At 70.4% G+C, this 22,753-nt stretch carries 19 protein-coding genes and 2 tRNA genes; 13 read left to right on the forward strand and 8 right to left on the reverse strand.

Translation table 11 applies throughout. The annotated features are described in order from the left end of the window. Positions 1 to 126: 126 nt before the first annotated feature. A complete protein-coding gene (locus tag ACT3SP_RS15645) occupies positions 127 to 1,041 on the forward strand; it encodes a tyrosine-type recombinase/integrase (protein WP_444588231.1) in 915 nt (304 codons plus the stop codon). Between the two features lie 79 nt (positions 1,042 to 1,120). On the opposite strand, the gene ACT3SP_RS15650 is transcribed toward ACT3SP_RS15645, so the two are convergent. From ACT3SP_RS15650 to ACT3SP_RS15660, 3 genes are all read right to left on the reverse strand, one after another. Beyond that, positions 1,121 to 1,196 (reverse strand) — tRNA-Arg (locus tag ACT3SP_RS15650). A gap of 78 nt (positions 1,197 to 1,274) precedes the next feature. After that, a complete protein-coding gene (tsaD, locus tag ACT3SP_RS15655; protein WP_444588232.1) occupies positions 1,275 to 2,333 on the reverse strand; it encodes a tRNA (adenosine(37)-N6)-threonylcarbamoyltransferase complex transferase subunit TsaD in 1,059 nt (352 codons plus the stop codon). Next, the gene (locus ACT3SP_RS15660) at positions 2,330 to 3,199 is read right to left on the reverse strand and encodes a M23 family metallopeptidase (protein ID WP_444588233.1); all 870 of its coding nucleotides are present in this window, start codon (positions 3,197 to 3,199) and stop codon (positions 2,330 to 2,332) included. Before ACT3SP_RS15660 ends, tsaD begins: the two co-directional genes overlap by 4 nt. Positions 3,200 to 3,567: 368 nt before the next feature. On the opposite strand from ACT3SP_RS15660, the gene ACT3SP_RS15665 reads away from it, so the two are divergent. The 5 genes from ACT3SP_RS15665 (at position 3,568) to ACT3SP_RS15685 (ending at position 10,492) form a co-directional block, all read left to right on the forward strand. Further along, positions 3,568 to 4,383, forward strand: a complete 816-nt coding sequence (locus ACT3SP_RS15665; protein ID WP_444588234.1) for a response regulator transcription factor — start codon at positions 3,568 to 3,570, stop codon at positions 4,381 to 4,383. Beyond that, the gene (locus ACT3SP_RS15670; protein ID WP_444588235.1) at positions 4,380 to 5,474 is read left to right on the forward strand and encodes a HAMP domain-containing sensor histidine kinase; all 1,095 of its coding nucleotides are present in this window, start codon (positions 4,380 to 4,382) and stop codon (positions 5,472 to 5,474) included. Before ACT3SP_RS15665 ends, ACT3SP_RS15670 begins: the two co-directional genes overlap by 4 nt. A gap of 124 nt (positions 5,475 to 5,598) precedes the next feature. Then, complete coding sequence (locus ACT3SP_RS15675; protein WP_444588236.1) at positions 5,599 to 9,555, forward strand: multifunctional oxoglutarate decarboxylase/oxoglutarate dehydrogenase thiamine pyrophosphate-binding subunit/dihydrolipoyllysine-residue succinyltransferase subunit; 3,957 nt, start codon at positions 5,599 to 5,601, stop codon at positions 9,553 to 9,555. Between the two features lie 98 nt (positions 9,556 to 9,653). Next, the gene (locus ACT3SP_RS15680) at positions 9,654 to 10,283 is read left to right on the forward strand and encodes a GDSL-type esterase/lipase family protein (protein WP_444588237.1); all 630 of its coding nucleotides are present in this window, start codon (positions 9,654 to 9,656) and stop codon (positions 10,281 to 10,283) included. A gap of 134 nt (positions 10,284 to 10,417) precedes the next feature. Beyond that, on the forward strand, positions 10,418 to 10,492 hold the full coding sequence (locus ACT3SP_RS15685; protein ID WP_370540782.1) for a 50S ribosomal protein bL37: 75 nt from the start codon (positions 10,418 to 10,420) through the stop codon (positions 10,490 to 10,492). A gap of 117 nt (positions 10,493 to 10,609) precedes the next feature. Here the strand turns inward: ACT3SP_RS15685 and rsrA are convergent, their stop codons facing one another. Both rsrA and ACT3SP_RS15695 read right to left on the reverse strand, forming a co-directional pair. Further along, on the reverse strand, positions 10,610 to 10,930 hold the full coding sequence (rsrA, locus tag ACT3SP_RS15690) for a mycothiol system anti-sigma-R factor (RefSeq protein WP_444588238.1): 321 nt from the start codon (positions 10,928 to 10,930) through the stop codon (positions 10,610 to 10,612). Then, positions 10,927 to 11,670, reverse strand: coding sequence for a sigma-70 family RNA polymerase sigma factor (locus ACT3SP_RS15695; protein WP_444588239.1), 744 nt, complete (start codon positions 11,668 to 11,670; stop codon positions 10,927 to 10,929). The genes rsrA and ACT3SP_RS15695 overlap by 4 nt, the downstream gene beginning before the upstream one ends. Before the next feature lie 245 nt (positions 11,671 to 11,915). On the opposite strand from ACT3SP_RS15695, the gene ACT3SP_RS15700 reads away from it, so the two are divergent. From ACT3SP_RS15700 to ACT3SP_RS15725, 6 genes are all read left to right on the forward strand, one after another. Continuing rightward, positions 11,916 to 12,482: a hypothetical protein gene (locus ACT3SP_RS15700; RefSeq protein ID WP_444588240.1), complete on the forward strand. Its 567-nt coding sequence runs from the start codon at positions 11,916 to 11,918 to the stop codon at positions 12,480 to 12,482. A gap of 4 nt (positions 12,483 to 12,486) precedes the next feature. After that, entirely contained in the window at positions 12,487 to 13,812 is a 1,326-nt protein-coding gene (aroA, locus tag ACT3SP_RS15705) for a 3-phosphoshikimate 1-carboxyvinyltransferase (protein ID WP_444588241.1), read from the forward strand. Next, the gene (gene rsgA / locus ACT3SP_RS15710; protein WP_444588242.1) at positions 13,809 to 14,912 is read left to right on the forward strand and encodes a ribosome small subunit-dependent GTPase A; all 1,104 of its coding nucleotides are present in this window, start codon (positions 13,809 to 13,811) and stop codon (positions 14,910 to 14,912) included. The genes aroA and rsgA overlap by 4 nt, the downstream gene beginning before the upstream one ends. Before the next feature lie 77 nt (positions 14,913 to 14,989). Next, positions 14,990 to 15,778: a histidinol-phosphatase gene (gene hisN, locus ACT3SP_RS15715; RefSeq protein ID WP_444588243.1), complete on the forward strand. Its 789-nt coding sequence runs from the start codon at positions 14,990 to 14,992 to the stop codon at positions 15,776 to 15,778. Positions 15,779 to 15,982: 204 nt separating this feature from the next. Continuing rightward, the gene (locus tag ACT3SP_RS15720; protein WP_444588244.1) at positions 15,983 to 17,203 is read left to right on the forward strand and encodes a pyrophosphate--fructose-6-phosphate 1-phosphotransferase; all 1,221 of its coding nucleotides are present in this window, start codon (positions 15,983 to 15,985) and stop codon (positions 17,201 to 17,203) included. A 145-nt stretch (positions 17,204 to 17,348) separates the two neighbouring features. Next, on the forward strand, positions 17,349 to 18,074 hold the full coding sequence (locus ACT3SP_RS15725) for a C2 family cysteine protease (protein WP_444588245.1): 726 nt from the start codon (positions 17,349 to 17,351) through the stop codon (positions 18,072 to 18,074). 36 nt (positions 18,075 to 18,110) lie between these two features. Here ACT3SP_RS15725 and ACT3SP_RS15730 read toward each other — a convergent pair whose 3' ends face one another. Continuing rightward, positions 18,111 to 18,740 (reverse strand): SGNH/GDSL hydrolase family protein, encoded by a 630-nt coding sequence (locus tag ACT3SP_RS15730; RefSeq protein WP_444588246.1) that lies wholly within the window; start codon positions 18,738 to 18,740, stop codon positions 18,111 to 18,113. Between the two features lie 99 nt (positions 18,741 to 18,839). Here ACT3SP_RS15730 and ACT3SP_RS15735 point away from each other — a divergent pair, with 99 nt between their 5' ends. After that, entirely contained in the window at positions 18,840 to 18,995 is a 156-nt protein-coding gene (locus ACT3SP_RS15735; RefSeq protein ID WP_444588247.1) for a hypothetical protein, read from the forward strand. A 102-nt stretch (positions 18,996 to 19,097) separates the two neighbouring features. Here the strand turns inward: ACT3SP_RS15735 and ACT3SP_RS15740 are convergent. Both ACT3SP_RS15740 and ACT3SP_RS15745 read right to left on the reverse strand, forming a co-directional pair. Beyond that, positions 19,098 to 19,171, reverse strand: a tRNA-Met gene (locus ACT3SP_RS15740). A gap of 170 nt (positions 19,172 to 19,341) precedes the next feature. After that, the gene (locus tag ACT3SP_RS15745; protein ID WP_444588250.1) at positions 19,342 to 22,449 is read right to left on the reverse strand and encodes a UPF0182 family membrane protein; all 3,108 of its coding nucleotides are present in this window, start codon (positions 22,447 to 22,449) and stop codon (positions 19,342 to 19,344) included. Positions 22,450 to 22,753 lie beyond the last annotated feature (304 nt).

A 22,753-nucleotide genomic window follows, 5' to 3' on the forward strand; every position in this document is an offset into this window, starting at 1 on the left:
GTTGCCGGGAAGCTGCGGAGCCGGTCATTCGGAACTCAGCGTGAGGCTCGGGCGTACCGTGCCAAGGTTGAGGCGATGGGTGCTGCGGGTCGGCCTCGTGGTGCCGGTGATCGCCTCACGCTCGGCATGGCGCTGGGGTTCTGGCAGGAGGTCAACGCAGATCGGTGGCGGTCGAAGACTGCTGTGGTTAATGCTTCTGCGGCGGATCGACTGGCCTGCATTGCTACCGTCCGGGTGGATCGTCTGACTCCAGAGGTAGTTAGGGAGGCAGTGGAGTCGTTGAGTCCGTATGTGGCTCGGCAGGCTGTGAACGCTGTGAAGGGGGCTGTGAAGCATGCGCGGTCGCTGGGCTACGAGGTTGTGCCTGCCACGGTGTCTATGCCGTCTCCTCGGCCTCCTGAGACCGCTCAGCGCGCTTTGAGTGTTGAGGAGGTGCAGGCGCTTGCGGCTCAGATCGGCCCTTTGCATGGGGATGTTGTCGAGCTGCTGGCCTTCACCGGCCTGAGGGTTGGGGAGCTTGCAGGTCTGGAGGTTCGGGACTATAACGCTGCCCGGTCGCGTCTGTCGGTGATTCGGGCGGTCTCCTGGCCTCGTGGTGGCGCTGTGGTTGGTGAGCCGAAGACGGAAGCAGGGAAGCGAACCGTTCCGGTGATCGGTGCAGCGAGGTCGGTCATTGAGCGGCGAATCGCTGAGCGTCCCGAGGAGGACCGTCACCCGTATGCGCCGTTGGTGTTGGGTCCGCGTCGTGGTGCTCGGTTCAATCCGAACAACTGGCGGCGTGATGCCGGGTGGAAGGCTGCTCTCGATGCGTTGGGTCTTGGCCGTGTCAGGTTGCACGATCTGCGTCACACCTACGCCTCTTTGGTCCGCCGATCCGGTGCTGACATCTATGTGCTTCAGAAGGTGCTCGGTCATCGGGAGATCGCGACGACCATCGACCGGTACGGCCACCTCTATGACGACGAGATCGACGAGTTGGGAGCGTCCCTAGAAGCGGCTCTCGGTGGCTCGCATGGCCAGAGTGTGGCCACAGAGCAGTAGTAACAGTCCATTGAAAGTTGAACGTGTCGTGCAGGAACGAGAAAACCCCTGGTCAGTGGACCAGGGGCTTCCTCGTAATTGGTGCCCGCGACAGGATTCGAACCTACGACCTTCTGCTCCGGAGGCAGACGCTCTATCCACTGAGCTACGCGGGCCGACCACGGAAGTCTAGCAACACCTCGGCGCGGTGGTCGCCCCCGACGGGCGAGCGGACGCCCGGTGTGAGCGGGACCTCACCGCGGCAGCGGCAGCTGAGCCCCGTGGAGGACTGCCGAGGGGTCCGCCGCGATGCCCAGGCCGCTGGGCCCGGCGCCGGAGCGCACCAGCAGGTCACCGACCGCGGCGATCATCGCTCCGTTGTCCGTGCACAGCCGCGGCGGGGGGACCCGCAGCGCGATGCCCGCCTCGTCGCACCTCCGCTGCGCCTGCTCGCGCAGCCTCGCGTTGGCGGCGACGCCGCCGACGATCACCAGCGTGTCCAGCGATCGCTCGCGCACCGCGCGCAGCGCCTTGGTGACCAGCACGTCCACCACGGCCTGCTCGAAGGAGGCGGCGATGTCCGCGACGGGGACCGGCTCGCCGGCCCGCTCGAGGGTCTCCACGGTGCGGGCCACGGCGGTCTTGAGTCCCGAGAAGGAGAAGGTGTACGGCGCATCGCCGGGACGCAGCATGGCACGCGGGAACGTGAAGGCGGCGGGGTCGCCGTCCGCTGCCGCACGGGAGATGGCCGGACCGCCCGGGTAGCCGAGACCCAGCAGGCGGGAGACCTTGTCGAAGGCCTCTCCGGCGGCGTCGTCGAGAGTGTCCCCGAGATGCTCGATCGGGTCCTGCACGAGGTCTCCCACGGCGAGGATCGAGGTGTGGCCGCCCGAGACGATCAGCACGATGCTGCGGTCGGGGAGCGGGCCGTGCTCGAGGGTGTCGGCGGCGGCGTGGCCGGCGAGGTGGTGGACGCCGTAGAGCGGCGTGTCCAGCGACCAGGCGATCGACTTCGCGGCGGCGAGGCCGACGTGGACGGCGGTGGCCAGCCCGGGACCGGAGGTGACTGCGACGTGGGTGATGTCCGGAAGCGCCACCCCGGCGTCGTCGAGGGCGATCCGCAGGGTGGGGACGACGGCCTCGAGGTGGGCGCGTGCGGCGATCTCGGGGACCACTCCCCCGAACTGGGCGTGCTGCGAGGCGCTCGAGGCGAGGCCCTGCCCGAGCAGCACGCCCTCGGAGACGAGGCCGAACCCCGTCTCGTCGCAGGAGGACTCGACCCCGAGGACGACCGGGGTCCGCGAGCTCGTCACCGCAGGATCGACATCGGGTCGGAGTAGTTGCCCGCCTCGTCCATCTTCGCGAAGTGCAGGTGGCAGCCGGTGGAGCGGCCGGTGGTGCCGACGTAGCCGACGGTGTCGCCCTGGGAGACGGTCGCGCCCACCGAGGTGTTGAAGCTCTGCAGGTGGTAGTAGCCGGTGATGACCCCGTTGCCGTGGTCGACCTTCACCCGATTGCCGGAGGCGCTGTTGTACTCGACGGCGACGACGGTGCCGGACTGCGCGGCGGCCACAGGGGTGCCGCAGGCGGCGCCGAAGTCCACGCCGTCGTGCCCCTTGAAGTAGCCGAGGACGGGGTGGACGCGCCCGCCGAAGCCGGAGGTGATGGGTCCGCTGACCGGGCGCAGGTAGCCGGAGGAGGAGCCGGCGGGCGCGGCCTCGCCGTCCGCGCTCTCCGCGCCCTCGGCGGCGGGAGCGGGCTCGGGCTCCTCGACGGAGACCTCGAGCTCGTTGACCTCGGCCTGCTCGTCACCCTTCGCGTCGGCGTCCTTCGCGTCGGCCTCGTCGGCGTCCTTCGCGTCGCCGGGCGAGGTGCGCTCCTCCGAGCGGCTCGCGTCGTCGTCGGTGCGGGTCTCGGACGCCTGCTCGGCCTCGTCCGTGACCTCGGCGGCCGGGAGCGCGACGGGGGCGGGGGCGGCCGCCGGCTGCGGAGCCGCGGCGGGCTGGGCCTGGGCGAGAGTCTCGCCCTGCGGGACGGACTCGTCGACACCCGCCGCGGCGGCGGCGAGCGGGGCGGCGATCGTCGCGGTGGCGAGGACGCCCAGGACGCCGACCTTCAGCGCACCGGAGGTGACGGCGGAGTCGCGGTGGGTGCCTCCGACGGCGCGGTGCTTGCGCACGACGGCACGTCCTCCAGAGCGATGATTCGCCACGTTCTGACCTCTTCCATTGCGACTGCGTAGTTCTCGTCCATGCGTCTGTCCTAGCGCGACGCAGGACAGGGGAAGTACGCGTCGCCGAACAACCTGGATCAACCTATGTGCCTGCCACCAGGCACGACGAGGGCACACACCGGGTCATTGCCAAGTTTTTGCCGAGTTGCCCAAAAGGTTGCTCGGTCTTGACGAGCGCGCCCCGTCAGCGGGGTCCAGGTCACGCCCGAGGGGCGGGGGACGACTCGCAGATCACATCCGCCGCGCCCACGGACGCCGCGGCGGGCCACGGCATGCCGCCGGAGGATCCAGGAACCGACGTCTAGAGTGGCGCCATGTCGACTCCGGACCAGAACGCAGTCCCCGGCACCCCGCCCGTGCGCGTGGTGGTGATCGAGGACGAGCTGACGATCACCCGCGCGATCGCCGACCGGCTCACCGCCGAGGGCTGGGAGGTCGCCACCGCGCTCGACGGCCCGTCCGGCGTGCGCACGGTCGCGGAGGTCCGTCCCGACGTCGTGGTCCTGGACGTGATGCTCCCCGGCTTCGACGGCCTCGAGGTGTGCCGGCGCATCCAGGCCGACGAGCCGGTGCCGGTGCTCATGCTCACCGCCCGGGACGACGAGACCGACATGCTGGTCGGTCTGGGGGTGGGGGCGGACGACTACATGACCAAGCCCTTCTCCATCCGCGAGCTGGTCGCCCGCCTCAAGGCGCTGCTGCGACGGGTGCGGCGCACGGGCGTCCCCGCGCCCAGCGAGGCCGAGAAGCAGGAGGCGCTCCAGATCGGTGACCTGCTGATCGACCGCGCGGGTCGCCGGGTGATGCGCGCGGGCGTCCCGGCCCACCTCACACCCACCGAGTTCGACCTGCTGCTGTGCCTCGCCAACGCCCCCGGCACCGTGCTCACGCGCGAGCAGCTGCTGGCCGACGTCTGGGACTGGGTGGACGCGACCGGCACCCGCACCGTCGACTCCCACGTCAAGGCTCTGCGCCGCAAGCTCGGCGCGGACCTCGTGCGCACCGTCCACGGCGTGGGCTACGCGCTGGAGATCCCGGAGGACCCCGACGAGGAGACCGACGGCTCCGTCCCTGACGGGACGGAGATCTCCTCGATGCCCACCCCGAACCTGCCGACCGAGGACTCGTGAGCTCCTCCCCGGCCAGCCAGGCCGGGGCGCGTCGGCGCGTCCCCGAACGTCTCGATGTCCGGCCGCTGGACCGCTTCCGCTCCTTCAAGGTCAAGCTCGGGATCCTGGTCGCCGCGAGCGTCGCGGTCGCCGCCCTGCTGACGCAGGTGAGCATCCGGGCCGGCGTCGAGCCGCTGCTGGCGCTGCCCCTGGTCGTGATCGCGGCGCTGGTCTTCACCCAGCTGCTGGCGCGCGGCATGACCTCCCCTCTGCGGGAGATGACCGGCGCCGCGCGCGCGATGGCCCGCGGAGACTACGGCCGCCCGGTGCGCACGAGCAGCCGGGACGAGGTGGGCCAGCTGGCGTCGGCCTTCTCGACCATGGCCTCCGAGCTCGAGCAGACCGACCGGATGCGCCGCGACCTCGTCGCGAACGTCTCCCATGAGCTGCGGACCCCGGTGGCCGGGCTGCGCGCCCAGCTCGAGAACCTGGTGGACGGGGTCACCGAGCCGGACCCGGCGGCTCTCGAGGTCGCACTCACCGAGACCGAGCGGCTCTCCCAGCTGGTGGACCATCTGCTGGACCTCTCGAGGCTCGACGCCGGAGTGATCGAGCTGGACCTCGAGCCGGTCGAGCTCACCCCCTTCCTCCACGAGGTGGTCGACGCCGCGGCGCTGTCCTCCGGGGGCCGGGACGTGCGCTGGATCGTCGAGGTCGATCCCCCCGACCTGTCCGTGCCCGCGGATGCCGCCCGTCTCCAGCAGGTCATCCACAACCTGCTCGAGAACGCCGCCCGTCACTCCCCGCAGGGAGGGCGCATCCACATCTCCGCCTCGAGCACGGCGGAGGGCGAGGGGGTGCGCATCGACGTGCACGACGAGGGGCCGGGAATCGCCCGCGAGGACCGCTCGCGGGTGTTCGAGAGGTTCCAGCGCGGCGGCTACGCCGACACCTCCGGAGGCACCGGACTCGGGCTCGCGATCGCACGCTGGGCCGTGGGCCTGCACGGGGGCACCATCGAAGTGCTGGACGACCCTCGCAGCGAGCACGCGCAGTCGGGGCGCTCCTCCCTCATCCGAGTGGTGCTGCCGGGGGCCCCGAGCTCGGCGTGACGTCCCCCACCTCACGACATCTTCACAGGTCGAGGCGCGGGCGAGCGCCCACGCCCGGAACGTCCTGCCGCTAGGCTGTGGTCATTCCGTATCTCTCGACCGTGAGAAGGCTGGCGATCTCAGAGTGTCACAGCAGACACAGGACTCCGACTCCACGGAGTTCGGCCCGAATCAGTGGCTCGTGGACGCACTCCGCGAGCAGTGGCGCGAGGACCCTGGGAGCGTCGACCCCAGCTGGGCGGAGTTCTTCTCCGCCGACGGCGCGGTGACCTCCGAGGCCTCCTCGGCCGCCTCATCCTCCTCGTCCTCCTCGTCCTCCTCGTCCTCCTCGTCCTCCTCGTCCTCCTCGTCCTCCTCCGAGGCATCCACGGCTCCCCCCGCGACGTCGACGGCGACGCCCGCGGATGACGGGACCTCCACCGCCTCCTCCCCCTCCCCCTCGTCGGCCGACGCCCCTGCCGCCGACTCCCAGCCCGCGAAGGAATCCTCTGCCGTGAACGCCGACCCCGAGAAGGACTCCCCTGCTCCCGAGAAGGAGAGCTCCGCTCCCGCGAAGAGCTCCTCCGGGTCCGGGAAGAACGGTTCCTCGAAGAGCGGCTCCTCGAAGGGCTCCGCCGACGCCGCCGGGAGCTCCTCCTCCGGCAGGGCGCCGGCCGTCTCGACCACCTCCGACCGCCCCGCGAAGGTCCCCACCACGACGGCGCAGATCCCGGCGGTGGAGCTGAGGGAGCCCGAGGCGGTCAAGCTGCGCGGTCCGGCCGCCGCCGTGGTCCGCAACATGGGCGAGTCGCTCGCCGTCCCCACCGCCACCTCGGTGCGCGACGTGCCGGTGAAGCTTCTGTTCGACAACCGCATCGTCATCAACAACCACCTCCAGCGCCACCGCGCCGGCAAGGTGTCCTTCACCCACCTCATCGGCTGGGCGATGATCGAGGCGATCACCGAGGTCCCGGATCTGAACAACGGCTTCGACGTCGACGAGAAGGACAAGCCCCTCCTGCTCAAGCGGGAGGACGTGAACTTCGGCCTCGCCATCGACATGCCGCGCCCGGACGGATCGCGCGGCCTCGTGGTCCCCAACATCAAGGCCGCCCAGCGCTTCGACTTCCACGGGTTCTGGAAGGCGTACGAGGAGGTCGTGAGGAAGGCCCGCGCGGGCAAGCTCACGATGGACGACTTCTCGCACACCACCGTGTCGCTGACCAATCCCGGCGGGATCGGCACCGTCCACTCGATCCCCCGGCTCATGCAGGGCCAGGGCGTGATCGTCGGCGTCGGCGCGATGGACTACCCCGCGCAGTTCCAGGGTGCCAGCTCCCAGACCCTGGCCGACCTGGCGATCTCGAAGGTCATGACCCTGACCTCGACCTACGACCATCGCATCATCCAGGGCGCCGCCTCCGGCGAGTTCCTGAAGAAGATGGGCGACAAGCTGCTGGGCAAGGACGGCTTCTACGACCGGGTCTTCGCCTCGCTGCGCCTGCCCTACCAGCCGGTGCGCTGGGTGCCGGACAACCCCCTGAAGCACACCCACTCCGAGCGGCTCGCCCGGGTGATGGACATGATCCACGCCTACCGCGTGCGCGGGCACCTGATGGCGGACACCGATCCGCTGCAGTACAAGGTGCGCCATCACCCGGATCTCGACGTCGAGACCTACGGCCTGACCCTCTGGGACCTCGACCGGACCTTCCCCACCCGCGGGCTCGGCGGCAAGGACGCGCTGCCCCTGAGGGACATCCTCGGCGTGCTGCGCGACGCCTACTGCCGCACCATCGGCGTCGAGTACATGCACATCTCCGATCCGGAGGAGCGCGACTGGATCCAGCAGAAGATGGAGACGCCGCGCAAGCCCTTCGACAAGGCCGAGCTCACCCACATCATGGACCGGCTCAACGCCGCCGAGGCGTTCGAGACCTTCCTGCAGACGAAGTTCGTTGGTCAGAAGCGCTTCTCGCTCGAGGGCGGCGAGGCCGTCATCCCGATGCTCGACGCGGTGCTGCACGGCGCCGCCCACGAGGAGCTCGACGAGGTCGCGATCGGCATGTCCCACCGGGGTCGTCTCAACGTGCTCTCGAACCTCGCCGGCAAGAGCTACGGCCAGATCTTCCAGGAATTCGAGGGCAACTTCGGCAAGAAGCTCGGCTCGGGCGACGTCAAGTACCACCTGGGCACCGAGGGCACCTACACCTCGCACGACGGCAAGTCCACCAAGGTCTACCTCGCCGCGAATCCCTCCCACCTCGAGGCCGTCAACCCGGTGCTCGAGGGCATCGTCCGCGCCAAGCAGGACCGCCTCGAGCGCCCCGAGGACTTCCCGGTGCTGCCGGTGCTCGTCCACGGCGACGCCGCCTTCGCCGGACAGGGCGTGGTCACCGAGACCCTGAACCTCTCCGAGCTGCGCGGCTACCGCACCGGCGGCACGATCCACGTGATCATCAACAACCAGATCGGCTTCACGACGCTGCCGGACTCCTCGCGCTCCTCGTTCTACTCGACGGACGTCGCGAAGTCGACGCAGCTGCCGATCTTCCACGTCAACGGCGACGACCCGGAGGCGTGCGTGCGGGTCGCGGAGATCGCCTTCGAGTTCCGCCAGAAGTTCCATCGCGACGTGGTCATCGACATGGTCTGCTACCGCCGCCGCGGCCACAACGAGGGCGACGACCCCTCGATGACGCAGCCGGAGATGTACAAGCTGATCAACGAGAAGCCCTCGACCCGCAAGCAGTACACCGAGGCGCTCATCGAGCGGGGAGACCTCACGGAGGAGGAGACCGAGGGGCTGGTGCGCAACTTCCAGGAGCACCTGGACGAGGCGTTCGCCGCCACCCGTGGGGATGCGGCCCCCGCCGAGGCCGAGCAGGAGAAGAACGTGCAGGGCCTGGAGCTGCCCGACTCCCAGCAGGGACCCTCCGGTCCCGAGCAGGCCGTGACCGCGGTCGATCCCTCCGTGATGGATCGGATCGGGGAGGCGTTCTCCGACGTCCCCGACTCCTTCACCGTGCATCCCAAGCTGAGGACGGTGCTCGAGCGCCGCACCCAGATGGCGACCTCCGGGAACATCGACTGGGCCTTCAGCGAGCTGATCGCCTTCGGCTCGCTCCTCATGGAGGGCCACCGGGTGCGCCTGGCCGGCCAGGACTCCCGCCGCGGCACCTTCGTGCAGCGTCACAGCGTGCTGATCGACCACGAGAACGGCGACACCTGGACCCCGCTGTCCTACCTCTCCGACGACCAGGCCCGCTTCAACGTCTACGACTCCTCGCTCTCGGAGTTCGCGGCGCTGGGCTTCGAGTACGGCTACTCGGTGGAGAGCCCGCAGTCGCTGGTGCTGTGGGAGGCGCAGTTCGGCGACTTCGTCAACGGCGCGCAGACCATCATCGACGAGTTCATCTCCGCCTCCGAGCAGAAGTGGGGCCAGAAGGCGAGCGTGGTGCTGCTGCTCCCCCACGGCTACGAGGGCCAGGGACCGGATCACTCCTCCGCGCGCATCGAGCGCTTCCTGCAGATGTGCGCCGAGGAGAACATGCGCGTGGCGGTCCCCTCCACCCCCGCGAGCTACTTCCACCTGCTGCGCAGGCAGGCTCTGACCGAGCCGAAGAAGCCGCTGATCGTCTTCACCCCGAAGTCGATGCTGCGCAACAAGGCCGCCGTGAGCCAGGTCGAGGAGTTCACCTCCGGGACCTTCCAGCCGGTCCTGCCGGACACCACCGTGGACCCCGCCGGAGTGCGCCGAGTGCTGATCAGCTCCGGCAAGGTGTACTGGGACCTGCTCGCCCGCCGCGAGAAGACCGAGGCGAGCGACGTCGCGATCGTCCGCGTCGAGCAGCTCTACCCGCTGCCCGCCGACGAGCTGAAGGCGGCGCTGGAGAGCTACCCGGACGCGCAGCTGGTGTGGGTCCAGGAGGAGCCGCAGAACCAGGGCTCGTGGAGCTTCATGGCCATGCACTTCGCCATCGAGGTGGGTCGGACCCTGCGGGTCGTGGCCCGCCATGCCTCCGCCTCCCCGGCCACCGGCTCCAACGCCACCCACAAGATCGAGCAGGAGGATCTGGTGGACCGGGCCTTCGAGGCCTGATCATCGCCGCGCATCCCGGGTTCGCCCGGGATGCGCGGCGCCGTTAGAGTTGACGTCCCCCGTCCCCGTGCCAGGAGGTCCCGGTGCACACAGTGCCCATGACGCACGCCCCGAGTCCGGATTCCCGGATCCGGATCATCGCGCTCGGAGACGAGCTCCTCGCCGGGATCGGTGACGCTCGGGCGCTGGGGTGGCTCGGGCGCGCCGTGGCCAGCGAGCAGGGGGCGGACAGCCGCATCGACGTCTTCAGCGCCGCGCTGCCCGGGGAGACCTCCGCCGAGCTCGCCGAGCGCTGGGACGCGGACGTCCACCGTCGCTTCTCGCAGCAGGGGCAGGCCGACGGCTCCGTCGACCACCGGGTGGTGCTGGCCATGGGTCGTGCCGACGTCGAGGCGGGCATCTCCCTGGCCCGTTCGCGCCTGAACCTGGCCAAGATCCTCGACGGTCTCGAGCGGCTGCGGATCCCGGCCTTCGTGGTGGGACCCGCCCCGAGCCGCGACGCGGGCACGACGACCGCGGTGCGAGAGCTCTCCGGTGCGTTCGAGGACGTCTGCTCACGCCGTCGGGTGCCCTACGTCGACACCGTCGGCGGCCTGGTCGGCCACGACCAGTGGGAGACCGATCTGGCGCGCTCCTCCGGCGACCATCCCGGGCAGACCGGCTACGGGCTGATGGCGTGGCTCGTCCTGCACGGCGGATTCGGCTCCTGGCTGGGCACCTCCTCCTGAGCCCTGCGCCGCACCCCGGTCCCGGGCACGTGACCTCGGACTCAGCCCCGTCCACCCCGTGCTCGCGACGGCGCCGGCCCCAGGGCGGTGTGGCACAATCGACTGGTCATCCGGGCCGAAGGAAGGAGATCGTGATGAGCAAGCGAGGACGCAAGCGCAAGGCTCGCCGTAAGAACGGCGCGAATCACGGCAAGCGCCCCAACTGCTGACCGTGAGGTCGCCGAGCGCGACACGACGAAGGGCTCCTCCCTGCAGGGAGGAGCCCTTCGTCGTGCACAGGCGCGGCATGGTGCCCTGGCTGGGGCCGGCGCCGCGGGCGCGCCCGTTCAGGAGCCGGGGTAGGTGCGCCGGGTGGTGGTGGTCCTGGTGACGCGGACGGTGCTGCCGTCCGCCTCGGTCCGCGTCACCGACACGGTGCGGCACTGCACGGCGATGCGCTCGCGCAGCTCGGAGGGTGCACGGTCCGCACAGCTGCGACGCACCAGCTCCTTGATCCGGCGCATCTGCTCCCACTCGTCGGCGCACTCGGGGCAGTCGCTGGTGTGGCGCTGCATCCGCTCGACCATCTCGCGCGGCAGCTCGCCGTCCAGAGCCTCCTCGAGCCCATAGCGCAGGTCACGCTGCGGGGTGCCCTCGTCCTGGTTCATCGTTCCTCCTCCCGGTCCGTCGTCGTCCCGGTGCTCTGCCGGGCCTCGGCGCCGGCAGCTGCCGAGCCCCCGCGCAGGAAGCCGCTGCGGTAGGCGTAGTCCGAGAGCATCTCCCGCAGCTGTCGCCGTCCCCGATGGAGCCGGGACATGACGGTCCCGATCGGGGTGTCCATGATCTCGGCGATCTCCTTGTAGGCGAAGCCCTCGACGTCCGCGAGGTAGACGGCCATGCGGTAGTCCTCGCGCAGCTCGCCCAGCGCATCCTTCACCGCCGAGTCGGGAAGGTGGTCGAGCGCCTCGGTCTCCGCCGAGCGCAGGCCCTCGCTGGTGTGCCCGGCGACCTCGGCCAGCTGCCAGTCCTCGACCGTCTCGGACCACGCCTCCTTGGGACGGCGCTGCTGCTTGCGGTAGATCGAGATGTAGCTGTTGGTCATGATCCGGTACAGCCACGCCCGCATGTTCGTGCCCGGGGTGAACCGGTCCCGCGCCCGGAACGCCTTCACGAAGGTCTCCTGGACCAGGTCCTCGGCGTCGTGCGGGTTGCGGGTCATCCGCAGCGCACCGCCGTAGAGCGAGTCAAGGTGCGAGAGCGCCTCGGACTCGAAGTCGAAGCCCTCGGTGCCGGTCGGCGCGGCTGCGCCGGCCTCGCCGTCGGGACCGACGGTCGCCGGATCGACCGGCTCACGGTGCGGCTCCGGCGTGCCCGCGTCGGGGCTCGGGGTGGGGTGTGTCTGCGTCATCGCCCTCAAACCTACGCCACCGGGACAGGGCGGAGCCTGCTCCAGCACTGCTGCCGCCATGCGCTGCCTCCGCTCCCCGGCCCCGGCCGGCGTCTCGTCGTCACGGCGTGGCGGTGATGCCGCGCCGCCCTGTGCAACGAGACGGACGTGCCGATTGTTCCCCGGGCGGTAGTCTGGTCGCCGGTGACCTGCCCGACACGGGGGTCACCGGACATGCTGACACCCGTCGAGAACGTGAGGACACCATGGCCCTGGTCCGCCGCATCGCACGACCCCTGCTCGCCGCCCCCTTCATCTTCGAGGGCGTGCGCACCGCACTGCACCCCGAGCGGGAGATCGACGTCTCCCCGGAGGCCTTCGACGCGGTCGACTCCGCCCTCGCCAAGAGCTCCGCGCCCGACTTCCTGGACGTGCGCGGCGTGGTCCGCGCCACCGGTGCGATCGCCGCCGGCGCCGGCGTCCTGTACGCCACCAATCGCTACCCCCGCGCAGCTGCGGCGACGCTGCTGCTGACCACGTCGATCGGTTGGGCGGGCCGCAAGAAGGTCTGGGAGCTGCGCGGCGAGGAGCTCACGCAGGAGGTCCAGTCGATCCTCACCGACGCGGGTCTGCTCGGCGGCGTGCTGCTGGCCGTGGTCGACCACGACGGCCGCCCCTCGCTCGGCTACCGCGCGAACAAGTTCATCGAGCGCAGCCAGAAGAAGGCGGCCGCGAAGCAGCGTCAGATCGAGAAGAAGGCCGGCTCCCTCGAGAAGAGGGCGAAGAGCGCGGTGGAGACCGCACAGAAGCAGCTCGCCGACCAGCGCGGCTGACCTGATGACCTCCGAGGTGCTGTGGAACGCACCGGTCGCCGACCGGCCGGTCGACGCCCTGGTGCGGGTCCCGGGCTCGAAGTCCCTGACCGCTCGTTGGATGCTGCTGGCCGCCGCGGCCGACGAGCCCTCCGTGCTGCGCGGTGCGCTGGTCTCCCGTGACACCCGATTGATGCGTGATGCGCTCGAGCGCCTCGGGGCGGTGCTCGAGGTGCAGGACGGGGCCCTGCACGTGACGCCGCTGCCCCCGCCGGCCGAGCACCCCGCCGAGCCCGTCGAGATCCACACCGGACTGGCCGGGACGGTGATGCGCTTCGTCCCGATGCTCGCGGCTCTGCATCACGGCGACGTCCGCTTCATCGGGGACGACGCCGCGCTGCAGAGGCCGATGGACGCGGTGATCGAGGCGCTGCGCCAGCAGGGCGTGGAGGTCACCGAGCACGGCGAGCCCGGCCACCTCCCCCTGACCGTCCACGGCACGGGCCGCCTGCGCGGCGGGCGGATCGAGATCGATGCCTCGGCCTCGAGCCAGTTCGTCTCCAACGTGCTGCTGGTCGCGGCCCGGGCCGACCAGGATGTCGAGCTGGTCCACGTCGGCGAGACCCTCCCCTCGCTGCCCCATATCGAGATGACTGCCGAGACCCTCCGCCGCGCCGGGGTGGAGACCTCCCACCAGGTGGACGAGCACGGACGCCACAGCTGGACCGTCACCCGTGCCCCGATCCGACCGGTGCAGGTCGTGGTGGAGCCCGATCTGTCCAACGCGGGGCCGTTCCTGGCGGCCGCGATGGCCACCGAGGGCACCATCGCGGTGGACGACTGGCCCGAGACCACCACCCAGCCCGGCGATGCCTACCGCGAGCTGCTGGCCCGGATGGGGGGTGAGGTGTGGCGCGAGGAGGAGACGATCTGCGTGCGCGGCACCGGGCAGATCCGCGGGATCGACGCCGACATGTCCACCATGGGCGAGCTGGTGCCGACGGTCGCCGCCCTGTGCGCGCTGGCCGACTCCCCCTCCCGTCTGCACGGCATCGCGCACCTGCGCGGCCACGAGACCGACCGGCTGCGAGCACTGGCCACGGAGCTGACCAAGATCGGCGCCCGCACCGTCGAGGTCGAGGACGGGCTCGAGATCCATCCCGGGCCGCTGCACGGCGAGGTGTTCGAGAGCTACGAGGACCACCGCATGGCGACCGCGGGCGCGATCATCGGGCTGCGGGTGCCGGACCTGTGCGTGGTGGACATCGGCACCACGCAGAAGACGCTCCCCGACTTCGTGGGGATGTGGCTGTCGATGCTGCACCCGGAGCCGGGGCAGGAGGAGGAGTGAGGCGCTCCGCCCGCGAGTACGACGAGAGCGACGTCCGCGTCCGGCCCAACCGGCGCGGATCGCGGCCCCGCACGAAGGAGCGCCCGAAGCACGAGGACGCCGTGATCGCCCGCGTGGTCTCCGTGGACCGTGGGCGCTGGCGGACGGTGCTCGGCGAGGGGACGCCCGAGCAGCGCACCGTCATCGCGATGCGGGCGCGGGAGCTGGGCCGCTCCCCCGTCGTGCCGGGCGACCTGGTGGGCCTGGTCGGCGATGTCTCGGGTCGTGACGGGTCACTGGCCCGGATCGTGCGGATCCAGGAGCGCAGCTCCTTCCTGCGGCGCAGCGCCGACGACGACGACGCCACCGAGCGCCCGCTGGTCGCCAACGTCGACCTCATGGTGATGGTCACCGCCGTCGCGGATCCCGAGCCGCGCGGGGGCATGATCGACCGCTGCCTGGTGGCCGCCTACGTGGCGGGCATCGATGCGCTGCTGGTGCTCACCAAGACGGATCTGCGCTCCCCCGAGCCGTTCCTCACCAGCTATGCGCCGCTGGGGCTGGACCACGTGGTCACCCGGCGCGGTTCGACGGGCGACACGGAGGACGAGGCGCAGGACGGGCACGAGGCGCACGAGGCGCACGAGGCGCACGAGGCGATCGTGGGCCTCGAGGAGCTGCGCGAACGGCTGGCCGGGCGCGTGAGCGTGCTCATCGGTCACTCCGGGGTGGGCAAGTCGACGCTCCTGAACGCCCTGGTGCCGGGGACGGACCGCGCCATCGGCGTCGTCAACGACGTCACCGGGCGAGGGCGGCACACCTCGTCCTCCGCCCTCGCGATGCCGCTGCCCGAGGACGACGGGTGGGTCATCGACACCCCCGGCGTGCGCTCCTTCGGACTGGGCCATGTGGATCCCGAGGAGCTGCTGGAGGCGTTCGCCGACCTGGCCGAGCTGGCCGAGCAGTGCCCTCGCGGGTGCACGCATCTCGAGGACGCCCCGGACTGCGCCCTGGACGAGCTGGTCGCCGCCGGCGGCGCCGGCACGGCCGGGCCCGCCCGGCTGGTCTCCTATCGGCGCCTCGCGACCGCGCTGCGCAAGAACGATCCCTGGGAGCTGTGACGGGGAGCCGTGAGCAGTCCGAGCCGACGTCCGCGTCGCTGACCGCCGAGCGCTCCCCCGCGCCGTAGTGTGGGCGCATGTCGAGTCGATTCGCCGATGACCTGCGCCTGGCCCATGTGCTCGCCGACGCCGTGGACCAGCTGACCATGTCGCGCTTCAAGGCGCAGGACCTCGAGGTCTCCACCAAGCCGGACCTCACCGAGGTCACCGACGCCGACCGGGCCGCCGAGCAGCTCGTGCGCTCGCAGCTGTCCCGCTCCCGGTCCCGCGATCAGGTGATCGGCGAGGAGTTCGGCACCACGGGGGCCTCCCCGCGCCAGTGGGTCATCGACCCCATCGACGGCACCAGCAACTTCGTGCGCGGCGTGCCGGTGTGGGGCACGCTGATCGGACTGATCGAGGACGGCCGACCCGTGATCGGGCTGGTCTCCGCCCCCTCGCTGGGTCGGCGCTGGTGGGGCGGGGAGGGCGCCGGTGCCTGGACCGGCACGCGCATCAGCAGCGCCTCCCGCCTGCAGGTCTCCGCCGTGGAGTCCCTCGAGGAGGCCTCGCTGTCCTACTCGTCCCTGCACGGCTGGGCCGATCGCGACCGTCTTCCGCAGATGCTGAACCTGATGCAGCGCTTCTGGCGCACCCGCGCCTACGGGGACTTCTGGTCCTACATGCTGGTGGCCGAGGGAGCGGTCGACGCCGCGTGCGAGCCGGAGCTGGCCCTGCACGACATGGTCGCACTGGCGCCGATCGTCACCGAGGCCGGTGGGCGCTTCACCTCGCTGGAAGGCGAGGACGGCCCCTTCGGGGGCTCCGCGGTGGCGACCAACGGCCGCCTGCACGAGGAGATCCTCGAGGCCCTCGCCGAGAGGTAGCGGCGCGACGTCCCGGTCGCTCCCCCGCGGACGGGAGGCGGGAGCCGGACGGAGATCCAGGCGGGGACGAGGCGGGAGACGGGAGGCGCAGCCGTCCCCGGCCGACCGGCGCTGTCCACCGCAGAGCGCTCGGCACGAGCAGGGGGGCCCGGATCGGTAGACTCGATCCGTCGTGACCCCGAACCGTGAAGGGAACCCCTCTCCATGACCGTCAAGCGTGTCGCCCTCCTGACCGCCGGTGGCTATGCCCCCTGCCTGTCCTCCGCCGTCGGCGGTCTGATCGAGCGCTACACCGAGCTGGTGCCCGACGTCGAGATCATCGCCTACAAGCACGGCTACTGGGGGCTGCTCTCCGGGGAGAAGCTGGTGGTGGACGACGAGGTGCGCGCGAAGGCCGGTCTGCTGCACGACTTCGGCGGCTCCCCCATCGGCAACTCCCGGGTGAAGCTCACCAACACCGCCGACCTGGTCGAGCGCGGTCTGATCGCCGAGGGCGAGAACGCCCTCGAGGTCGCCGCGGACAAGCTCAAGGCCGACGGGGTGGACGTGCTGCACACCATCGGCGGCGACGACACCAACACCACCGCTGCGGACCTCGCCGCGTACCTGCACGAGAACGGTCACGAGCTGCAGGTGGTGGGCCTGCCGAAGACGATCGACAACGACATCGTGCCGGTCCGCCAGTCCCTCGGTGCGATGAGCGCGGCGGAGCAGACCAGCATCTTCGCGCAGAACATCATCGCCGAGCACGGCTCGAACCCCAAGATGCTGATCATCCACGAGATCATGGGCCGGGCGTGCGGCTACCTCACCGCCCAGGCGGCCGAGTACTACCAGGACTGGCACTCGAAGCAGGAGTGGCTGCCGGGCATCGGCCATCGCGCCGAGCGCTGGGACGTGCACGCGGTGTTCCTGCCCGAGCTGGCCCTGGACATCGACGCCGAGGTCGAGCGCCTCAAGGCGGTCATGGACGATGCCGGCTGCGTGAACATCTTCCTCTCCGAGGGCGCCGGGATCCCCGAGATCGTCGCGGAGATGCAGGCTCGCGGCGAGGAGCCCGAGAAGGATCCCTTCGGCCACGTGAAGATCGACACGATCAACCCCGGCCAGTGGTTCGCGAAGCAGTTCGCCGAGAAGCTCGGCGCGGAGAAGGTCATGGTCCAGAAGTCGGGATACTTCTCCCGCTCCGCCAAGGCGAACGCCGAGGACCTGCGACTGATCAAGTCGATGACGGACCTCGCCGTGCAGGTCGCCCTCGAGGGCGGCTCGGGACTGATCGGGCACGACGAGGAGCGCGGGAACGTGCTGCGCGCCGTCGAGTTCGACCGGGTCGCCGGGCACAAGGCCTTCGACATCTCCCAGCCCTGGTTCCACGAGGTCATGGAGCGCACCGGGCAGAAGATCGTGCCCGCCGAAGCACACTGATCGTCGACCTCTGAGGAGACGGGAGCGGACCTCGATGGCCCTCCCCGCTCCGCGCGTGCGCACCTGGCGCCGCACCCTTCGCGCGCTCGCCCCCACGGGGCGGGCGCGCGATGCGTCCCGCGGGGAAGGAGGCGCCGTCGGCGCCATGCACACCGCCGGGGGCGCACGCTCCGTCGACGACGTCCGTCACCTGCCGCCCGGGCCGCGGTCCACCGCCCTCGCCCCGGATCGTGGGCCGCTGGCCCCGTCGGCGCTGCGGCGTCCGCGGCAGGGACGGCTCGGGGACTGCTGGCTGATGGCCCCCATGCTCGCGGTCCACGAGACCGCGCCGGAGCGACTGCGCGGCCTGCTGGCCGCCGAGGAGGGCGGGATCGTGACGGTGCGCCTGCCCGGCGCGGCGGAGCCGATCCGGGTCGACCGGCACCTGCCGGTCGACGACCGCGGCGTCTTCCAGTACGGCCGACGGGACGGGGCGAACCCCGGCTGGGTGGGAGTGCTCGAGAAGGCGATCGCCGCCCGCGTGGCCGGCGACTACCTGTTCCTCCAGCGTGGGATGGCCCGCTTCGGCTTCGAGCTGCTGCTGGGGCAGCGGGGACGGACTCTGCTGCGGCTGCCCGGCGCCGCCCAGATCCTCGCCTGGCGGGCCGAGGGGCGCGCGATCACCGCCTCGACGCATCCTCTGAGCTGCCGGGTGCCGAGCGCCGCGGGACCGCTGCCCGTGAACCACGTCTTCGCCGTGGTCGGGGCGGATGCGCGCAGCGGCCACGTGCATCTGCGCAATCCGGTGCGGCCCGCGGATCTGCTGGTGATCGACGCTCGCAGCTTCCGTCGGGGATTCCTGTCCGTGGACGTCACCGCTCCGCTGCGCTGAGCGCGGACGGTCGGTCGCGGACGGGGAGCGACGCGGTCAGAGCCCGGTGGCGTGGAGCCAGGCGTCCGCGATCAGGCGGTGCCCCGCGGGAGTCGGATGCACACCGTCCCCGGCGATCTCCGCGGGGGACAGTCCCGAGGCGAGTGCGTCGGCGAGCACCTGCTCGAGGTCGACGAGGACGTGACCGTGCTCCTGGGCGAGGCGTCGGATGATCGCGACCTTGCCGTCGAGATCTCCGTGGATCCGCGCCGCCTCCTCGTCGATGTCCGCGACGAAGGGGAGCACCATGACCACCGGAGCCCCCGGCACCTGCTCGGCGAGCTGTCCCAGCATCCACCGGTAGTCCTGCTCGAAGGACTCCTCGCTGACGTGGTCGAGGCCCTGGACGTAGTGCCAGGAGTCGTTGACCCCGACGTACACCGTGACCAGGTCGGGGCCGAGATCGAGGCAGTCGGGCCCGAACCTCGCCACCAGGTCGGAGACCTTGTGCCCGCCGATCCCACGGTTGACGACGGTCGCGGCGGTGCCTGCCTCGGCGAGGTGTTCGGCGATCAGCCGGACGTAGCCGCTCCCGAGCCCGTCCGGGTCCTCGGAGCGATGACAGTCCGTGATCGAGTCACCGATGAACAGGAGCGTGCGAGAGGTGGACGGGGACGGCGCAGTCATGGCCGACATCGTGCCAGAGTCGGCCGACGGCTTCGACTCTGCGAGGCTTCTCGGTGAGTCGCACCGTCCACGTGCCCCGGAGGATCGCTGTCTGGAAGGATGAGCCCACGCACCGACACCGAGGAGTTCTCCATGGCCCAGCAGCCGAGCCCGTTACGCAGGACGGTCTACTACGTCTCCTGCTCTCTCGCCGTGGTCTTCTCCCTCATATCGTTCGGTCTCGTCGGCTACCTGGCCTGGCTGACCTTCGGTTGATCCCTGCGCGCCACCTCGGTCGCCGCATCTCGGTCGCAGAGTCCGGGAGCGCAACGAAAGACCCCCGGTCAGTGTGTCCACTGACCAGGGGTCTTCTCTTCGTAGCGGGGGCAGGATTTGAACCTACGACCTCCGGGTTATGAGCCCGGCGAGCTACCGAACTGCTCCACCCCGCGGCGACATCAGTAACTCTAGGCCCCTGCCGCCGCCGAGTCCACTCGACAGGGGGTCAACGTGTGCCAGACCACGTTCACAGGTCGTTCACCTGCCTGAACACCAGGACGCCCGACCGGTTCCGGTGCGAGACCGGAGCCGATCGGGCGCCCGCTGTGGCGTCCTGCGAGGGTCAGCCCTCTCCGCCGTCGGAGGGCTGCTCCGGCATTCCGGTGCCGCCCAGCTCCTGGTTCGCGGAGATGGCCCGTTCGAGCGCATCGCCGATCTTCTCCTGGGCCTCGCCGTACGCGGCCCAGTCACCCTCCTCCATGGCGGTCTCTGCCTCGACCACGGCGGCGTCCATGTCCTCGAGCGCCTGGTCCAGGCGCTCCTGCGCAGAGCCGTCGGCAGCCGGGGCCTGGGCGTCATCAGCGGGGGCGTCCTCCCCGCCGCCGGCGTCCTCGCCCTCGCTCGCGCTCTCGTCCTCACCCTCGTCGACGGTGCCCTCCCCGGTCTCGGCGTCGGCCGTGCCCGAGGGTGCATCGGGATCGATGACCTCGGCGTCGCCGGCGGAAGCGCCGGAGTCACCGCCGAAGACCAGGTCCAGCGCCTCGTCGAGGGTCGGCGCGAAGCCGATCTTCTCGCCGAAGGAGACCAGCACCATCTGCAGCAGCGGATACTGGGTGCCGCCGCCGGCCTGCGAGGACTGCAGGTAGACGGGCTGGACGTACAGCAGACCACCGCCCACCGGCAGGGTGAGCAGGTTGCCGTTCTTGACCTCGGAGTTGCCGGACTTGAGCAGGTTCAGCGCCTGGGACACGTTCGGCTCGGCGTTGAAGGTCGCCTGCACCTGACCGGGTCCGTTGACCGGGTTCGAGGAAGGCAGCACCAGCAGCGTCATGTCCCCGAAGGAGTCCGCAGGATTCCCGGAATCGTTGCCGGTCTCGGAGTCCACCGCGAGGTAGCCGGTGAGCACGTTCTGCCCCTCGGAGGGGATGAAGCTCGAGGAGAGCATGAACCGCGGGGAGTCCGCGTCCGGCATCTGCATGGTCAGGTACATCGGCGGCTGCGGGGCCTGCTGGCCGGTGCTGCCGTCGGGGTTGGTGGGCGCCGGCACGGTCGGGTCCGGAGGCACCTGCCAGAAGTCCTGCTGGGTGAAGAAGTCGTCCGCGTCGGTGACGTGGTAGGTCGCGAGGATGTCCCGCTGGGCCTTGAAGTAGTCCGCGGGGTATCGCAGGTGCGACATCAGCTCGCCGCTGATGTCCGAGGCCGGCTTCAGCGCCTCGGGGAACACCTCGGACCAGGACTGCAGGATCGGGTCCTCGGTGTCCCAGGTGTACAGCGTCACCGAGCCGTCGAAGGCGCTGACGGTGGCCTTGACGGAGTTGCGCATGTAGTTCGCCGAACGCTCCCGGTTGGGCGCGGTGTCGTTGGGACTGGTCTGGGAGTCGTTGACGGTCTGGTCCAGGTCCACCGACTGCGCGTAGGGGTACTCCGTGGTGGTGGTGTAGCCGTCGATCACCCACACCAGCTCGTCGTCGACCACGGCCGGATACATCTGGGAGTCCAGCGACAGGAACGGTGCGGCCTCGCGGACGCGCTGCTGTGGGTCGCGGTCGTAGAGGATCTGCGACTCCTCGTTGAGGTAGTTCGAGATCACGATGTTCGGGTCACGGAACTTGACCGCGTACAGAAGCTGATGGAAGAAGCCGCCGACCGAGGGGCCGCCGTCTCCGGTGAAGGTGTTGTAGACCTGTTCGCCGCCCTCTTCGTCGTCGGTGCCGCCGCGCTGGTAGTCGAACTCCTCGGGCTCGCTCCCCTCGGGGGCCCCGACGATCGAGTAGTCCGGGGAGTAGCGCCCGAAGTAGACGCGCTCCTCGTGATCGCCGAAGGCCCCGTCGCCCGGCACACCGGACTGCAGGAAGCTGGGCTCGCCGTCGGCGTTGCGGCGGTTCCCGTGCGCGGCCGCGGTCCCGTAGCCGTGGGTGTAGATGATGTGCTGGTCCACCCAGGAGCGGTCGGAGAGGCCGAACTTGTCCGGTCGCAGCTCGCGCACACCGATCACGGTGTCCTGCAGCTCGCCGTCGATCTGGTACCGATCCACGCTGAGCACCTCGTCGAAGCCCCAGTAGCGACGGTTCGCCTCGCGCTGTTCGAACGTGGGAGAGATGATGTTGGGATCCATCAGGCGGATCTGCGCGGTGGTCGAGGCGTCCTCGCGCAGCGCACCGGGCTCGGCGTCGGTGGTCGCCGTGTACGGGACCTCGCGGACGTCGTCGAGGTTGAACGCGGTGCGGGTGGCGTCGATGTTGTGCTGGATGTAGGTCTGCTCCAGCGCGCGCTCATTGGGCTGGACCTGGAACTGCTGGATCGCCCACGGGTAGAGGTTGCCGACCACCAGGGTCGACAGGATCATCAGGCCCGCGCCGATGGCGGGGATGCGCCAGTCGGAGCGGAAGATCCACACCACGAACAGCGCCGCCACGGCGATCGAGGCGATCGCGAGGATGGTCTGGGCGGGGAGGATGGCGTTGACGTCCGCGTAGGACGCGCCCTCGAAGCGGGAGTGCTCCGCGGTGAGCAGGTCGTAGCGCTGGAACCAGTGGCCGGCGCCCAGCAGCAGCACGTAGATCGTGGCGAGCACGCCGAGGTGGCGGCGGGCCGACTGCGTGACCTCGAGCCCGCTGTCCTGCCCCCAGCTGACGCCCCCGTAGATGAAGTGGCCGATGAGCGCACCGACGATCGCGACCAGCAGCACGAACTGGCCGAAGGCGACGAGGAGATCGATCAGCGGCAGGGTGAAGACGTAGAAGGAGATGTCGTTGCCGAAGACGGGATCGGTGCGGCCGAAGTCCTGCGGGTGCAGGAACAGCTGCACGTCCTGCCAGCGGCGGGACAGGGCCAGGCCGCCGAAGGCACCGATCACGACGGGGGCACCGTAGGTGAGCCCGCGGCGAAGGGGATCCACCGCCGCACGGAACTGCTCGAGGGCCTCCTGCTCACGGGTGACCGGCGGATAGATCGGACGCTTGGTGTACGCCAGGCGCAGGCTGAAGAACAGAGGCACCGCGAACAGCACGAAGCCGAGGAGGAAGAGCACCACCTGGGTGCCCCAGCGGGTCAGCAGGACAGCGCTGTAGTCGAGCTGCTCCATCCACAGGTATTTGGTCCACACCTCGGAGGCGATCACCAGCAGGACGATCATCGCGACGAGGACGCCGACCGTGATCACCACCGGTGAGATCCTTCTCGGACCGGTCGAGCCGGCATCAGGGGCCGGACGTGGGCGCGGCCGTGGCATGTCGCCGAACGGGGCGGAGAAACTCACAGATAACCTCAGGTGCCTCGGTGTCGGAGTCGGCCCTGCCTCCTGCGCCTGCGCAGGAAGCGATGCCGGGCTCCGGGTACAGTGTGGTGCCGCCGCGCACAGCGACGGTCCACCCATTCTGTCAGGCCGAACCTGTAAGGGACCTCTCGATCCGATGACGACTCCGGAGCCGGACCCTCTCGATGCCCCGACCGCCGCTCTGGCCGCCGCGGTCCTGGAGGTCGCCCGCCATGTGGAGGACGCTCCTCTGCACGCGCCGCGCGTCTTCGCGCTGGCA

It is taken from the genome of Brachybacterium sp. AOP43-C2-M15 (genome assembly GCF_052446295.1).
Classification (GTDB): domain Bacteria; phylum Actinomycetota; class Actinomycetes; order Actinomycetales; family Dermabacteraceae; genus Brachybacterium.

What these genes read in the sequence shown, in the direction of transcription:
- ACT3SP_RS15745 (WP_444588250.1), bottom strand. Translation starts at nt 22,449, where the DNA reads ATGCCACGGCCGCGCCCACGTCCGGCCCCTGATGCCGGCTCGACCGGT.
- ACT3SP_RS15645 (WP_444588231.1), top strand. Translation starts at nt 127, where the DNA reads ATGGCGCTGGGGTTCTGGCAGGAGGTCAACGCAGATCGGTGGCGGTCG.
- aroA (WP_444588241.1), top strand. Translation starts at nt 12,487, where the DNA reads ATGACCTCCGAGGTGCTGTGGAACGCACCGGTCGCCGACCGGCCGGTC.
- ACT3SP_RS15700 (WP_444588240.1), top strand. Translation starts at nt 11,916, where the DNA reads ATGGCCCTGGTCCGCCGCATCGCACGACCCCTGCTCGCCGCCCCCTTC.
- ACT3SP_RS15720 (WP_444588244.1), top strand. Translation starts at nt 15,983, where the DNA reads ATGACCGTCAAGCGTGTCGCCCTCCTGACCGCCGGTGGCTATGCCCCC.
- ACT3SP_RS15725 (WP_444588245.1), top strand. Translation starts at nt 17,349, where the DNA reads ATGCACACCGCCGGGGGCGCACGCTCCGTCGACGACGTCCGTCACCTG.
- ACT3SP_RS15680 (WP_444588237.1), top strand. Translation starts at nt 9,654, where the DNA reads ATGACGCACGCCCCGAGTCCGGATTCCCGGATCCGGATCATCGCGCTC.
- ACT3SP_RS15695 (WP_444588239.1), bottom strand. Translation starts at nt 11,670, where the DNA reads ATGACGCAGACACACCCCACCCCGAGCCCCGACGCGGGCACGCCGGAG.
- ACT3SP_RS15665 (WP_444588234.1), top strand. Translation starts at nt 3,568, where the DNA reads ATGTCGACTCCGGACCAGAACGCAGTCCCCGGCACCCCGCCCGTGCGC.
- rsrA (WP_444588238.1), bottom strand. Translation starts at nt 10,930, where the DNA reads ATGAACCAGGACGAGGGCACCCCGCAGCGTGACCTGCGCTATGGGCTC.
- ACT3SP_RS15730 (WP_444588246.1), bottom strand. Translation starts at nt 18,740, where the DNA reads ATGACTGCGCCGTCCCCGTCCACCTCTCGCACGCTCCTGTTCATCGGT.
- hisN (WP_444588243.1), top strand. Translation starts at nt 14,990, where the DNA reads ATGTCGAGTCGATTCGCCGATGACCTGCGCCTGGCCCATGTGCTCGCC.
- ACT3SP_RS15735 (WP_444588247.1), top strand. Translation starts at nt 18,840, where the DNA reads ATGAGCCCACGCACCGACACCGAGGAGTTCTCCATGGCCCAGCAGCCG.